The 14,505-nt window shown below is 52.8% G+C and carries 18 protein-coding genes; 3 read left to right on the forward strand and 15 right to left on the reverse strand.

The annotated features are described in order from the left end of the window. Positions 1-19: 19 nt before the first annotated feature. The 9 genes from FEF65_RS09825 to FEF65_RS09860 form a co-directional block, all read right to left on the reverse strand. Positions 20-337 carry a hypothetical protein gene (locus FEF65_RS09825; protein WP_238701331.1) on the reverse strand — a complete coding sequence of 106 codons (318 nt, stop codon included), beginning with the start codon at positions 335-337 and terminating at the stop codon, positions 20-22. Positions 338-454: 117 nt separating this feature from the next. Further along, on the reverse strand, positions 455-589 hold the full coding sequence (locus FEF65_RS13740; protein WP_274595096.1) for a hypothetical protein: 135 nt from the start codon (positions 587-589) through the stop codon (positions 455-457). 12 nt (positions 590-601) lie between these two features. Continuing rightward, positions 602-1,255: a hypothetical protein gene (locus FEF65_RS09830; protein ID WP_138239641.1), complete on the reverse strand. Its 654-nt coding sequence runs from the start codon at positions 1,253-1,255 to the stop codon at positions 602-604. 15 nt (positions 1,256-1,270) lie between these two features. Continuing rightward, complete coding sequence (locus FEF65_RS09835; RefSeq protein ID WP_138239642.1) at positions 1,271-2,206, reverse strand: cbb3-type cytochrome c oxidase subunit II; 936 nt, start codon at positions 2,204-2,206, stop codon at positions 1,271-1,273. Between the two features lie 67 nt (positions 2,207-2,273). Continuing rightward, positions 2,274-3,680 carry a cbb3-type cytochrome c oxidase subunit I gene (locus FEF65_RS09840; protein ID WP_138239643.1) on the reverse strand — a complete coding sequence of 469 codons (1,407 nt, stop codon included), beginning with the start codon at positions 3,678-3,680 and terminating at the stop codon, positions 2,274-2,276. Between the two features lie 142 nt (positions 3,681-3,822). Then, entirely contained in the window at positions 3,823-4,083 is a 261-nt protein-coding gene (locus FEF65_RS09845) for a hypothetical protein (RefSeq protein ID WP_138239644.1), read from the reverse strand. Between the two features lie 202 nt (positions 4,084-4,285). Next, positions 4,286-4,663 carry a c-type cytochrome gene (locus FEF65_RS09850; protein ID WP_138239645.1) on the reverse strand — a complete coding sequence of 126 codons (378 nt, stop codon included), beginning with the start codon at positions 4,661-4,663 and terminating at the stop codon, positions 4,286-4,288. Next, the gene (locus FEF65_RS09855; protein ID WP_138239646.1) at positions 4,650-5,384 is read right to left on the reverse strand and encodes a c-type cytochrome; all 735 of its coding nucleotides are present in this window, start codon (positions 5,382-5,384) and stop codon (positions 4,650-4,652) included. Before FEF65_RS09855 ends, FEF65_RS09850 begins: the two co-directional genes overlap by 14 nt. A gap of 11 nt (positions 5,385-5,395) precedes the next feature. Next, positions 5,396-6,463 (reverse strand): multicopper oxidase domain-containing protein, encoded by a 1,068-nt coding sequence (locus FEF65_RS09860; protein WP_138239647.1) that lies wholly within the window; start codon positions 6,461-6,463, stop codon positions 5,396-5,398. A gap of 166 nt (positions 6,464-6,629) precedes the next feature. Between FEF65_RS09860 and FEF65_RS09865 the strand changes: the two genes are divergently transcribed. Next, positions 6,630-6,818 (forward strand): hypothetical protein, encoded by a 189-nt coding sequence (locus FEF65_RS09865; protein ID WP_138239648.1) that lies wholly within the window; start codon positions 6,630-6,632, stop codon positions 6,816-6,818. 196 nt (positions 6,819-7,014) lie between these two features. On the opposite strand, the gene FEF65_RS09870 is transcribed toward FEF65_RS09865, so the two are convergent. Genes FEF65_RS09870 through FEF65_RS09885 form a run of 4 tightly spaced genes read right to left on the reverse strand, consistent with a single transcriptional unit; the run spans position 7,015 to position 9,089 of the window. Continuing rightward, the gene (locus tag FEF65_RS09870; protein WP_138239649.1) at positions 7,015-7,479 is read right to left on the reverse strand and encodes a hypothetical protein; all 465 of its coding nucleotides are present in this window, start codon (positions 7,477-7,479) and stop codon (positions 7,015-7,017) included. A 1-nt stretch (position 7,480) separates the two neighbouring features. Beyond that, entirely contained in the window at positions 7,481-7,981 is a 501-nt protein-coding gene (locus FEF65_RS09875) for a TlpA family protein disulfide reductase (RefSeq protein ID WP_238701333.1), read from the reverse strand. Continuing rightward, positions 7,978-8,490: a cbb3-type cytochrome c oxidase subunit I gene (locus FEF65_RS09880; protein WP_138239650.1), complete on the reverse strand. Its 513-nt coding sequence runs from the start codon at positions 8,488-8,490 to the stop codon at positions 7,978-7,980. Before FEF65_RS09880 ends, FEF65_RS09875 begins: the two co-directional genes overlap by 4 nt. Next, entirely contained in the window at positions 8,487-9,089 is a 603-nt protein-coding gene (locus FEF65_RS09885; RefSeq protein ID WP_138239651.1) for a c-type cytochrome, read from the reverse strand. Before FEF65_RS09885 ends, FEF65_RS09880 begins: the two co-directional genes overlap by 4 nt. Before the next feature lie 126 nt (positions 9,090-9,215). On the opposite strand from FEF65_RS09885, the gene FEF65_RS09890 reads away from it, so the two are divergent. Both FEF65_RS09890 and FEF65_RS09895 read left to right on the forward strand, forming a co-directional pair. After that, positions 9,216-9,638, forward strand: a complete 423-nt coding sequence (locus tag FEF65_RS09890; protein ID WP_138239652.1) for a hypothetical protein — start codon at positions 9,216-9,218, stop codon at positions 9,636-9,638. Further along, positions 9,635-10,018 carry a hypothetical protein gene (locus tag FEF65_RS09895; protein ID WP_238701334.1) on the forward strand — a complete coding sequence of 128 codons (384 nt, stop codon included), beginning with the start codon at positions 9,635-9,637 and terminating at the stop codon, positions 10,016-10,018. Before FEF65_RS09890 ends, FEF65_RS09895 begins: the two co-directional genes overlap by 4 nt. A 63-nt stretch (positions 10,019-10,081) precedes the next feature. On the opposite strand, the gene clpB is transcribed toward FEF65_RS09895, so the two are convergent. Both clpB and FEF65_RS09905 read right to left on the reverse strand, forming a co-directional pair. Beyond that, a complete protein-coding gene (gene clpB, locus FEF65_RS09900) occupies positions 10,082-12,682 on the reverse strand; it encodes an ATP-dependent chaperone ClpB (protein ID WP_138239654.1) in 2,601 nt (866 codons plus the stop codon). A 157-nt stretch (positions 12,683-12,839) separates the two neighbouring features. After that, positions 12,840-14,462, reverse strand: a complete 1,623-nt coding sequence (locus FEF65_RS09905; RefSeq protein ID WP_138239655.1) for a hybrid sensor histidine kinase/response regulator — start codon at positions 14,460-14,462, stop codon at positions 12,840-12,842. Between the last annotated feature and the right edge of the window lie 43 nt (positions 14,463-14,505).

Below are 14,505 nucleotides of genomic sequence, written 5' to 3' on the forward strand. Positions count from 1 at the left end.
TGGATAGCGGATTGTTCATTCAGAACAAAAATCCGTCAAGCAATTGCAATGCTGCAAAGGCGATCGCAGCAATCACCCCAAGCACAATCATGCCCAGCAGCACCTTTTCTCCGGTTTTGAGACCCGCCCCTTTGGTTGTACGGGCATAGGCAACGATAATGCCAAGAAAAACAGCAATCGCGACCATCATGAAGATAAAGATACCGACACTGTACCCCTGACTACGCATGCTTTCGATACCAAGATCAAAAGATTGCCCTGTTCCATCTTCAGCAAACACTGGTGATGACAACAGCAGGGTATATGCAAGCAGAAATGTCCGGGCCATTTTTTGCATAGTTACTCCATCAATAAGCTTGGCGCATGTTACAGCATACGCACAACAACACCACACTTTGCCAAAAAGAAAAACGCCGCCCTTGCGGACGGCGTTTCTTTACTGCAATTGAACCACTCAGAACGTGTTCTTACGTGGATCAGGTGTACCCTTCTTATGCTTATCAACAAACAGACCGTAAATCACCGGCACCAGCAATGCAATCGCAATAACAAGTGCACCTGCGAACTGCGGATTATCCATATTAATCATACTCTAATCTCCTTAATGCGCGATGGTGTGGTCTGGGCGCCATGAGAAGTGCGGCAGACGTTTAACAGTGATGATTACAGCGATACAGAAGATGATGAACCACCAAACTGCAATGGTGTAACCCTTGTCCCACCAAGGCTGCTTCGCAACGATCGTGCCATCTGGCTGAATGTTGAAGAAGTTAGCCTTGACCACTTCAGCACCAATCACGGTGTACTCTTCCAGATCGACGCCTGCATGCTGCAGTTCAACAATCTGTGGAGCGACTACGCGCAGCTGATCGAGATCGATCGGGTGCTGTGCACGCTGGAAGGTGTATGGAGAATCAAAGTGAGCAAGAGAATCTTCGATCATGGCCATTGCACGATGATTTGCTTCATCGTGGGTAATGGACTTGTCGTTCATCACTTCCTGCACCATGGTGGAGTTCATCAGTGCAACATAGTCCGCATAAATCGCAGCGCTTGGACGCTGACCATACAGCGGGAAGGTAATTGCCATCGCAGTGAAGTAGGTCAGCAGCAGAAGACCGATTACCGGGCGCGGCAGCGGATTGTTGTTCTCCGCGATACCACCGAGGCTCTCGTGCTCCCATACGTGCTGAGCATCCTTGTTCTGATCAGCTGTTGATAGCGAATGCAGCGGGCGTGAAAATGTCCATGCCATATTAATTATCCTCCCTTATTTCAGATTCAGCACGAAGTCGATAAGCATGCGTGCTTCACTGTCGGATGCAGGTGTAGGAACCTCTGGTGGATAAACCTCGGAACCATCTGCATATGCCATGTACTCTTTATCCCATGCAGCGAGGTCAATGTTGTTGCCCTCTGCATCCTTGCTGCCCCACAGGTAGTCATAACGAGGCATAATGGAGTGCGGCTGTACAAGACGCGGGTTGAAGAAGTGCATCGTCATCCACTCGCGTGAAGAGTTACGTGCGCCAACATGCAGCAGATCCGGAGCCTTACGGTCAGAACCGAAAGTCGTTGGGGATTCACCATTGAAGTCACCAACCAGCGGCGGACGGCCGAAGGTCTGCCAATCCTGGGTCTCCTCAGGCAGCAGGGTGTGGCACCACCAGCATCCCTCACGTACGAACATGGTCTTGCCGGAGCCAGCCAGGAACTGCTCATCAGCAGCCTTCAGCACAGCATCAGCAGTCCAGCCACGTGTTGCAGTTGCGAACTCGATGTATGGAGTGTCGTCTGCATCAACGCGAACCAGGAACACACCACCAGCTTCCTCAGTCGCTTCACCGATACGACCCTTGCTGCTGGAAACTGCCTGAACCTTCTCACCCAGGATATTGTCGTGGGTCAGACCGTCAGGAAAGTGGGTACCTGCAGGGAACACATATGCATCAGTCTTGTCGATTGCTGCACCTGTTCTTGGGTCCTTGCTCAGCACAACCTTGATCGGCTTGTCCTTACCCTGCAGAAACGGGTCATAGTAGTTGAACCCGGTCTCCCAGCCGTAGGTCAGCTGCTTCTCAAGCGCCAGCTTGGTTGATGACATGCCAGAGATGTCGAGACCTGGCAAAAATATGGTTACAAACATCGAGAAGCTCAATGCAAAACCAAACATAAAGCAGCCGATTTTATATTCTCTAAAAGCCACGGATATTCCTCCCTTTTTTTTGTTCAAAATGTATCAGGGCCGGCCGGAACCGGCCCTGAATATTTTTTTAGCGAGTGTAAGCCACTTCAACCGGCTGACGACCTGCAGGAATTGCAACACCTGCACGTGCAGTCATTACCATGTTGTACAGCCAGATGATGTTACCGAAGAACACCATCGTACCGCCGAGCCAACGAACGATCATGTATGGATGCTCAGCGATGACCACGTCAACGTATGGTACTTCGTAGATCTTGGCAGCGCCCTGGATCAGACCGGAGATGGTCATAGAGGTCCAGTAGAGGGAGAAGCCGATCAGCAGCATCCAGAAGTGGAAGTTCGCCAGTGAGGCAGAGTAGAGCTTACGACGCAGCAGAACCTGCATGCCGTAGTACACGGAAGCAGCCTCAGCGAAGGTCGAGAAGCCAAGCAGTGCCAGATGAGCATGCGCCACGATCCAGCCGGTACCATGAATATACCAGTTGATCGCACGGGTCTGCTGGAAGCCGCCCTGCATGTTCAGCGGAATTGCAAGCAATACGCCGGTGATGGTGAACTTGATCTCGATGTTGGAAACAAACAGGGACCACTTGCCCTGCATGGTCAGCAGAATGTTACATACGTAAGCAACTGCAGGAACCAGAATCAACACGCCTTCCACGGATGCGAATGACTTCAGCCACTCTGGCAGCGGAGAGCTCATCAGGTGATGGGCAGCAGGGGTTGAGTAGAACACTACGATGGACCAGAAGTGCAGGTGACCCACGCGGTGAGAATAGAGCGGGTTACCGGTAATCTTCGGAACGATGTAGTAGGTAATTGCAGCAGCAACCGGAGTAATCAGCAGACCCAGGATGTTATGCGCGAACCACCAGGTCATGTATGCTTCATTCAGACCGGTCAGGTGGAACCACTCAGGCAGGTTACCAACCAGGAACACGATGATGGTCATGAACATGCAGCCGGCGAAGAACCAGTTGGTGGTGTAGATACCCTGGGTACGACGGTTGATGATGGTCATCCAGACGTTCAGAGACCAAGGCACAACCATGACGAATGCGATGTACAGGTCGATTGGCCAGATGTGGTCAGAATACTCACGACCGGAGGTAACGCCGGACCACAGCAGAGCCAGAGCCAGGCAGAGGCCTACGTTATAAAGCATGCAGTTCCAGACGCCGAGCTTCTCACTCCACAGCTTGGTGTTACCGAGCGCAGGGGTGATATACATCATGGAGGCAGCGAACGCCATACCAATCCAACCGAAAATCACTGCATGAACGTGCACCTGACGCATGTGACCGAACTGAAGTGCATACAAACCATGGTACCAATCAGGAAACGCCAGCTTGGCCGCGTTAAACGAACCAATACCAGTGCCGATGATGAACCAGGCAATGGATGATATACCGAAGAACAGCGCAGCTGTTCCCTGGGGTATATCATTTTCTTTTGCAAACAAATACTTAAGCATCTTTTACAGACCCCCTATTATTATGTACAGAATTAATCGTGTGCATCTTCATCATGCTGACCCGGCATCAGCAGATACCAGGCAAACCACATACTTGAAAACGCGAGTGCAACACCAAGAATTGAAGCAATCGTACTCATCCTTACTCCTCCTGTAACCCTTCGATAATTGCATGCTGCTTCAGGGCATAACCCAGAATCAACACGAAGGCAATTCCAAAGATAAACATAATCCAGTCTGCAGTCCCCTGATAGGTACGCGGATCATATGGATCCATAAACCACAAGCCCGCTTCACCAAACGGACCACGGCCCACGGCAAGCAGAAATGCGGCGGTAAACACCGAGCCATTACCCATGCCTGTGGTAAAGCCGGCTACGATAGTCAACCAGATACTTTTCATTCAGCCCTCCTCTCTTTATGAATTCAACATGAATTCCCTTTAATCAAAGGCAACCTATCTGCACTTGTACCCATGTCAAGAATATTCATTCCCGATGAATAAAAATACAGCAGACAGCCCGACCACCAGCCTTTAACGACAAGGGCCGCATGTATCATTCAAGCTACATGCGACCCCGGACTGACAGTATTGATCGCGCTGTTTATTTAAAATTCACACCGCGAATCAACTCTTTCTCGCAGCAGAGTGTTCGAATATGCCCGACCATCTCCTGCAACTCCTCCTCGGTAAATGTATCCCCCCAGGCAGGCATCTTGACCGATTTATTCACCGCCGGACCACCGAACTTGATTGCCTTGTATATATCCGTATTGGTCCTTGTCATCATGTATTTATTATCACTGTGATCACGCGGCTGCACATTCATTGCCGGCACATTCACACCATCACCCTTTCCATGCATGCCATGGCACTGCATGCAGTAGCTTTTGTAGTTGAGATACGCCTCTTCCGCCTGCACAGCAGGCACTGACGCCATCGCCAGCAACGCTGACGCCAAAATTAATTTACCTGGCTTCATCGAAGTTCTCCTTTGACAGCAGAATCAGGTAGTTCACAATCTTCTGCAGATCTTCCGGTTTTACATTGCCATTAGGCATCCAGATTTTCGGATCCCAGTTCTTGGGACGCTTGATATAAGAGAGCATGAACTCCGGCTGCAGCCTGCGCCCGGCCGTATAAAGCTCCGGACCGGTATAACCACCATAGCCGGGTTCAATCTGATGACATGACTGACAACCATACACCTTATCAATCAACACCTCACCCTGATCCAGCGTCACCGTTTTTGACTTATCCACCATCATACCGGACACCAGCTCATCACCGGCGCGCAGCTTCATCAGGCTATCCGCAACCAGCTCAGCTTCTGGCGCAGTCAGAGTCTCGTGAACAAGCGGCTTAAGCACCGCACCCCAGAGCACATCATACTTCTTGCCATCCTTGCCTTCCTGGTGCGGCGTGGAATTAATAGTACGCAGATAGTTCACACCGGCAGGGCGGATACGCACCGGCTTCTGCAGCCAGCTTACCAGCCATTCACGACGGAACTTGTTGCCGGCATAGAACAGGTCCGGCGCATCACGCTTCCACAGATCATGAATCGTCTGTGGCGCAGGCCCTTTTAGATTATGACAGTAGGCACAACGCGTATCGAGGATGGTCGGCCCATCCTCACCTGCACTCGCAAGCACAGGTGAGATAACAACTGCAGCCACCATTGACAGGAGAAATCGCTTCATCTCTCCACTCCCTAGTTGTGACGATGGCCGCGCGACTGCGCCTCGACCTTCACACCACGGAGCTTCGGCTGCTCAAACAACCCATAACCCTTCTTCATTGATTCAGTGAAAAAGAAGTCCGGATCATAATCCTTGTCTTTCCAGACATACCAGTCATCCATCGGTGTACCGGCATATTCCTGTACGGTAATCGGCCCACCCGGGAACTTGCCACGTGCAGTCACATGCTTGTCCACATGATCATGGAAAATAAAACGACCTTCCTTATGATCAGCCGTATAGATGGCATCATAACGCTCACCCGGGCCAAACAGAATGGTCTCTGATTTATATGGCGCAGCCAGCGGCAGACCGTCTTTATGCGTGACAGTCCAGTCATGACCATGGATATGCATGGAGTGAATGGCACCACCGGCACCATAGAAACGCACACGCACAACATCACCGGTCTTCAGACGAATGGGCTGGGTATATGGAAACGAGCGACCATTGACGGAGAAGTAGTCCTCTACGTCATAGGGAGTGGAACCGGTACCATATTTATCTGCATTGGCAGATTCCCATGTCGACATCATCATCAACACTTCTTTGGTCACCGTCTTTTCAAGTGGCGTCGGATTGGCCGGGTCAATAATCATAGGGCCCCACATACCGCGTACGCCCACATGCTCATTCACATTGACATGACAGTGATACCAGAGCGAGCCGGGACGATCCGCCTTCATCTTGTAGGTAAATGTTTCACCGGGTTTAATCGGCTCCTGGGTAATACCAGGCACACCATCCATACGCCACGAATTGGTCTGATGAGCGCCATGCCAGTGAATCGTATGTGCAAGCGAGGTGTTATTGGTCACATGAATCACAAGATCATCACCCTCTTTAGCATGAATCAGCGGCCCCGGCACCTGTCCATTAAAGGCAAACACCTTGTAATTGAGATCCGGCGCGACTGCCAGTGACACCTCATCAATCGTCATATTCATCTCACGCACCTCAGCGTGAGCCACCGCCGCCGTCACCAACCAGCCAACCGCCAGCATTGACAACGATATCAGCCTGGAACACCTGTTTATCATATCACAGCACCTCCGTTTAATTCCCCAACATATTAGGGAATATTAATTTAATTGCAAATCATAATTAATGTTTCAAAAGATGTAAAGAAAATATACGATTGAATCTATCGTGTAGTGACACTTTGCCATACTTGCCATCAATCACCCCGCTCTCCATCATGCGCACATGAAGGAACTTCTTGTCTATGGCATCAGCGGCGCAGCCTCACTGTTTATATTCGGCTACTGCGTACACATATTTGTCGGTGGCATGGTAAGTGAAGAGACCGAGACCATGCTGATCGCCGCCGTCGTCATCATCAGCGCCATCACCATGGGTTATTTTATATGGGATGCCATACGCCGCAGTCGTTAAAGGCAGACTGCGACAATCTGCCGCACCTACACAACTTATATCACAAGAGCATCACCGACAGAGCGGCAATATTGAAATACTTTGTCGCAGTCACCCGCAGGCAATACCGCACATCCAAAACTGATATTCAAACAGAAAAACGGGCAAAAGAACTTCGCCCAAAAAAATCCCCCCGTTACCGGAGGGAAATCAGTGACTATTTATAACGCTCCAGCGCCTTCTCGATCGCCTTATAGTCATCGTCATTAAACTGCTGGCGATGAAATACATACTGGCACTTTGCACCCTTGTTATCCATGCCGGTCAGCCCGAATGATTTGCCTGCATGATCGGTGAAAAAACGGATATCCTTGACCAGCGCCATGGCGTCACCATTTTTCATCACCAAACGAATGCGCTCGCGATCAATATCCATGGAAACAGGAGCCTTCGGGTGCAACAGCAGGCGACGCAACACACGGCCGCCACCCACCATCAGAAAGAAGAACCCCAGAAACATCAGGCCATAGCCCATCCACGCATCATCACCGCCGCCGTACCAGAACTTCAGCCCCCACAACAACAGAAAACCTACTGTCGGCACATACAGCAACAGATCCCACCACACTCCGGCACGGTCCGGATGCAAATCGCACTGCACTTCATCCCAGCGTCGGGCCATCTTACTTCGCTCCTCCGGTTAAATCAGCCAGTACAGGGTCAATCTCCTGGTACAACATGCGCCCGGGATAAACCACTTTCACCCGACCCTCCGCATCAATCACAAAGGTCCACGGCTCGCCACGAACCTGGAACGCATCATAGGCTTCCGGGTTGTAATACTGATCCATATGCAGAAAAAGAACCTGATGCTCATATTTGTTCATCATCTCTTTCATCAGCTGCAACTGCTTGTCACACTGGGTGCAGTGACCCGGCGTAGCAAACTCCATCACAATCGGCTTATGCTCCTTGAGCGCATCATCAAAAGAGATTTGATACATACGCGGATCGGGATAACGGTAACTGGTGATTTTGGACATATCGCCACCGACATCGGCCAGCGTCTTTGTCTTTACAGCAGGAGCCATCTTGCCCTCAAGAAACGCGCCACCACCGCCAACATCCAGGTCACAGGATTGCAAACCCGCAGCCAGCAGCAAAAGAAGCAGAAAGCGCTTCACCAGTTCTTTCTCCAGCCGGCACAGGTCTTAAAGATGTTATATGCCCAGATACAGTTCGCCAACAGAACGATCGAACCGAAAATCCCCATCACTGCAAGCCATGGCCGCACCAGAATCTCGACATCTGCCGGCGTCATGGTCTGACTTGCAATACCACCAATCACACCAGCGGTACTGAAGAACACCACCATGCCAAGCAGACCAAAGTTATGCGTCCAGAAATGAACCTTGACCAGCTTCAGACTGTAGATAGGACGTTTGACGAGACGGGGAACAACGTAATAAACAGCCGCAAAAATCGCCATCTCCACCCAGCCAAGCAGGTTAATATGGGTATGCGCACGCACAATGAGCTTGCCGAACATGCGGTGATCGACAAAGTGGCGGAAATCATGAATACCGCCCATCAGTGCGCCCCACGAAAATCCGATGATACTGTAAATCACACAGGCAAATATGAACCAGAGCGTATATTTAATATACTCTTCTTCTTCCCATGGCTGTCTCATTGCGCCTTGTCTCCTTCACCCTGTGGTTTGTTACCTGCATCGCGCACATCAGGATATTTCTCTTTCCAGCTCTGTGGAGCCCATGTCTTCACCATACTGTCGATAAACGGAGAGTCACCCTTTGGTGGCACAGGAGCGGAAGCTGAACCCTGATCAGATTTCAGCTCGGAAAGGAATACGGCGATGGCATGCAACTCTTCTTTCGGCATCAACGCCACATAGGCGGCCGAACGCTGACCGGCACGATGATCCATCGTTTCACTGCCATAATTCTTTTCCGGCTCGGTCAGGAATGCGTACATCCACTCGGCTGTGCGACGGGAACCGATACCGTCCAGATCAGCGGTCTGCCCCATATTGGTACCGTTGCGCAGTGCTCGATGGCAGGTCGTACAGCCCTTGACCCGGAACAGCTCCGAACCCTTCTGCCCTTCGGCAGTGAGGTCCGCATGCGTTCTTGTTTCGAAAAGAGGCTTGTCGGACTTGGCGATCATGAACTGCATAATGATGAATGCGATGACCGCAAACACGACAAATGCGCCTGCGACTGTAAACAGAATCTTTTCGCCTGGTTTGAGTGGTTGTGAGTTTTGTGACATGGAGCGGCATTATTCCCCATGCTACTGACATTGCAAGCGGTACAGCCCTGCTTGCCAAGCCGGCTCACACTCCTAGCATCGGCTTTTTACGCATAACCACTCCATTCTCACCGCCACGGAGGCCTGATGAAACGATTACTGACCCTGCTATTTGCCTGCCTGCTCCCCTTTCTCTCCGGCTGCCTCACGCAAGCCGACCAGGGCGCTGAAGCCAATACACTGGTGACGGCTGTGCATCAGAGTTTTCAGGATGGCGACTGGGATCGACTGACACCACTGTATGACGAACAGTTTACCAACACCCACCCGACAGAGAAATGGCAACAACAGTTGATATCGCTGACAAAGCCGATGGGAAAGCTCGTCAATGTCAAACCGACATTCGAGCAGCATGACCCCCGGTTCGGCGGCGATTTTTACCTCTACGGTTTTATCCTGCAGTTTGAGAAGGGAAGTATTTCCGAGACCATCACCATCTATAAAGCGGTTAATGCAGAAAAGATGACCATCTCGGGCCATGAGCTGCGCGTAAAGAGGCAGGCATCGTGATCCGGGCCATGACCTCCTTCAAACGACTGTGCGTGGTCGCCGCACTGACCTTTTCCCTTACTGCCTGCATGGGCGCAGACAACCCTGTACCACTGGACACCATCTCACAGCTCGAGGGAGCATGGCAGCAGAATAACGGCACAGCGCGGGTTCAATTTTATGCCGACGAAACGGTAAAACTGAATATGCCGGATGAGCAACCGCCCGTCCGCCTGCTTTCAGTGCTTGAAACCATCAAGGATGACAAAATCGGATTTGGCGTGAATGATCGCTGGCACGGCCCCATTCATGTGGTGCTGGCCAGGGATGGCCAGTCTCTGCAACTGATCATCCCGGGCGAGCCTGATCGCACACTCGATTTTCATAAAGAGCCCCGGTAACAGATCCGGAGATAAGCACCCGCCAGCTGTCACTGCCGCTGGCGGGTGCTCAAGCTTCAACCATTATGACTCACAGTTAAAGGCAAGGTGCCCGTCGACCTCATTCACCCGCACCACAGAGCCCGGATGAGCCTCACCAGCGATCAGCAGTCGTGCCAGCGGTGTCTCCACCTGCTGCTGAATAAATCGCTTCAGCGGACGGGCACCAAACACCGGGTCATAGCCCTCGCGGGCAAGCCAGCGGGCAGCCTCATCACTGAGCTCAAGCGTGACCTGCTGACTGGCCAGTCGTTTTTTCAGGGCGACAAGAAACAGTGAAGAGATCTCCACCACATCCTGCTCGCTCAGCGGCTTGAAGAGCACCGTATCATCAAGCCGGTTGAGAAATTCCGGCCGGAAGTGCGCATGCAGTGCAGTCCGCACCTGATTGCGGGCATACTCCGATATGTTGCCATGCGCATCGATTCCCGAGAGCAGATAATCACTACCGATATTACTGGTCATGATCACAATCGTATTCAGAAAACTCACCGTCCGTCCGTGACTGTCGGTAATTCGACCGTCATCCAGCACCTGTAACAGCACATTAAACACATCCGCATGGGCCTTCTCTATCTCATCAAACAGCAGCACACAGTAGGGTTTGCGACGCACCGCCTCGGTCAGCTGCCCGCCCTCTTCAAAGCCCACATACCCGGGAGGCGCTCCCAGCAAACGGGAGACAGCATGCTTCTCCATATACTCGGACATATCGATGCGCACCATGTTCTCTTCGCTGTCAAACAGTGTCCTTGCCAGCGTGCGGGCCAGCTCTGTTTTACCAACGCCGGTAGGCCCCATAAACAGAAATGATCCAATCGGGCGTTTCGGATCCTGAATACCTGCACGGGCGCGCAGCACAGCATCTGCCACTACCTGCACAGCCTCATCCTGCCCGACCACCCGCTCATGCAGTACGGTATCAAGACGCAACAACTTCTCCCGCTCCCCCTCCATCAGACGGGTGACAGGAATACCGGTCCAGCGGGCGACCACACCGGCAATCTCTTCATCACCTACCTCCTCACGCAACAGCACCTTTTCTGCCGCATGGGCCTCGCTTTCAGCCAGTTTCTTTTCAAGCTCAGGCAAGCGTCCGTAGCGCAGCTCAGCCACCTTTTCCAGCTGATAGTTACGCTCAGCCTGTTCTATTGCGAGCCGCACCTTCTCAATCTGCTCGCGCACGGACTGGACCTCACCCAGTGCCCCCTTCTCCTTATCCCACTGGGCACGCATGGCATCCCGCCGCTCTTTCTGATCGGCGAGTTCACGCCGCAAGCCCTTCAAACGCTCGAGACTGGCCGCATCTTTCTCTTTCTTCAGCGCCGTCTCCTCAATCTCCAGCCGCATCACCTTGCGTGTCGATTCATCAAGCTCTGCCGGCATCGAATCCATTTCGGTTCGAATCGAGGCACAGGCCTCATCGACCAGATCAATCGCCTTATCCGGAAGGAAACGATCAGAGATATATCGATCCGACAGGGTCGCTGCAGCCACCAGCGCCGCATCGGCAATTCTTACGCCGTGATGAAGCTCGAAGCGCTCACGCAAGCCTCTAAGAATGGAAATCGTATCCTCAACATCCGGTGCATCAACGGTCACCGGCTGAAAGCGGCGCTCAAGTGCTGCATCCTTTTCGATATAGCGGCGATACTCATCCAGCGTCGTCGCACCGATACAGTGCAGTTCACCTCGCGCCAGCATCGGCTTGAGCATATTACCGGCATCGGCCGAGCCTTCGGTTTTTCCGGCTCCGACAATGGTGTGCAGCTCATCAATAAAGAGAATGATCTTCCCTTCAGCCTCCTTGATCTCCTTGAGCACAGCCTTCAGCCGCTCCTCAAATTCACCGCGATATTTGGCACCGGCCATCAGAGCCATCATATCCAGGGCAAATACGGTTCGATTTTTCAAACCTTCCGGCACATCACCGGAGACAATGCGCTGCGCCAACCCCTCGGCAATCGCTGTTTTACCCACACCCGGCTCACCGATCAGCACCGGGTTATTTTTTGTTTTACGCGAAAGAATGCGGATCACCGAGCGGATCTCGCTGTCACGACCGATCACCGGATCCAGCTTGCCCAGGCGCGCCATCTCAACCAGATCGCTGCCATATTTTTTCAGGGCATCATATTGACCTTCAGGGTTATCGCTGGTGACCCGCTGATGGCCGCGCACCGCATCGAGAGCCTTAAGAAAACGCTCACGCGTAACCCCCTGCTCCCGGCAAATTCGCCCGGCATCGGTCGTCGTCCCCTCTTCAATAAACGCCAGCAGCAGATGCTCCACCGAAATATATTCATCTTTCAGGCGGCTGGCCTCATCACCGGCCTTCACCAGCAGCTGCTGCAGGCGCTGGGTAATATAAACTTTATCCTGCTCAATACCGCCACTGCTGCGGACACGCGGACGCTTTGCCAATGCCTGCTGCAGTTGCGCCTGCAATACCGCCAGGGATGCACCACTCTGCTCAATCAGGCGGGGAGCCAGGCCATCCTGCTGAGCCAGAAGCTCAACCAGCAGATGTTCGCCATCCACTTCCTGATGTGACAAACGAACAGCAAGCGACTGACTGGCCATCAGCGCCTCATTTGCCTTTTGCGTCAAGCGATTCATATCCATTGCTGCACCCCTGAATGAAAAAAGTCCTTCACGGCCATTGCCGTCCGGATACGCATCGAAGATAAACCCTCGCGCATCCTGTGACTGTGTGGGGATCAACGTTGTCAATTCCAAGGGGTCTGCAATGGTCGCGGTCAGAGCGACCAGGGCCGTATATTCAGCCTGTTTTCAAACCCGTAGCAACAACCGCCAGCAAATCGCTGGCACCATAAGGTTTTTGCGCGAAAAGCGCCCCCTGTTGGCGCAATTGCATAATCTCATCAATTTCACCATAACCACTGCTGACCACAACCGGCAGCGCCGGATAATCTCGCCGGATCAAACGAAATACCTGATAACCGTTCATGCCCGGCATGGAAAAATCGAGCAATACCAGCGAAATCCTCTGCTCCTGTTGCGCCAGCATCTGCAGCGCCTGCTGACCATCCACCGCCTCCAGCACAGAAAGCCCGGCCCTCTCAAGCATTCGCCTGGCAACCTGGCGCACCACAGGCTCATCATCGACAAGCAGAATGAGCCCCCGCATGGAACCGGTGTCGCCCCCGCCAATGCCTGTTTCAATCCGGGTAGCCTGCATCAGGGCAGGAAAATAGAGTCGAAAACAGGTCCCTTCACCCTGCTGGCTGATCACCTCCACAGCTCCGCCGGCGGTACGCATCACACCGGCAACCGCCGCCAACCCCAATCCGGAGCCATGCTCCTTGGAACTGAAAAACGGTTCGAATATCCTGTTCATCAGCCCGTCCGGAATACCCGTACCGTTATCCCGCACCTCAACCACGACAAAATGCCCGCCTGCCTCGATATGCTGAATCGGGAAATGCGCAAAAAATGACCATGGGTAGTCAGCATGCGATGTTTGCACCTCAATCCTGCCACTGCGCCCGGAGGGGATGGCATCGGCACCATTGACCAGCAGGTTGATCACCACCTGCTGCAACTGGGTCGGATCCACTTCAACAGCCGGCAGCCCGGCTGCCAGAGTGAATTTAACATCTGCACGACGGCAGACAGAAGCTCCAACCAGACTCCTGACCTCCCCGATCAGCCCGTTAAGATCGACCTGCTGCTTGCGCCAGCCCCCCTGCCCGGAAAAAGCCAGCAGCTGCCGCACAAGCTCAGCCCCGCGCCTGGAGGAAAGGAGAATATCCTCAAGAAACGGGGCGACAGGCTTGTGCTCGGCATCATCCAGCAGGGCGAGCTCGGCATTTCCCATCACCCCGACAAGCAGGTTGTTAAAATCATGCGCGACGCCCGCCGCCAGCACGCCGGAAATCTCAAGCCGCTGCATCTCCGCCATGCGTGCATGCACAGCCTGTCGCGCCTCGAAGTCCTGCAGCATGCGCCTCTCATAGGTCTCCATCATGTATTGAAATGCCGCTGCAACCATCGACAAAAACAGATAGATGATCACGGCCACAATCAACATCCCGCTATAGGGTGACGGCTCACCGTGCAGCTGTATCCACACGCATTCACCGACAACCAGCGCCAGAAAGGCAATCGCCCAGATCATGCCTTCACGAAAACCGAAAAAATAGAATGACAACAGTGAAACAACCGGCATCCAGATCAAAAACACCGGCATTTCCATAAACTCCTGAGGAATCGACGGAATAAACGACAGGCAAAGAAAAAGCATACTGATGCGTGCCGGCATCAGTGAGTAAGGCGTCCGCCAGGCCCAGACAAACAGTGGCACAAGGACAATACCGAGAAGAATATCCTGGGGCAGCGAAGCAATCAGGCCATTGCGCCAGTCAAGCCATGCACAAATCAATGCAATCAGGGAACCGGCGGCGGAGCCGGTCAGAAACAGGCGA

This window comes from Mariprofundus erugo, assembly GCF_005818865.1.
Lineage (GTDB): Bacteria > Pseudomonadota > Zetaproteobacteria > Mariprofundales > Mariprofundaceae > Mariprofundus > Mariprofundus erugo.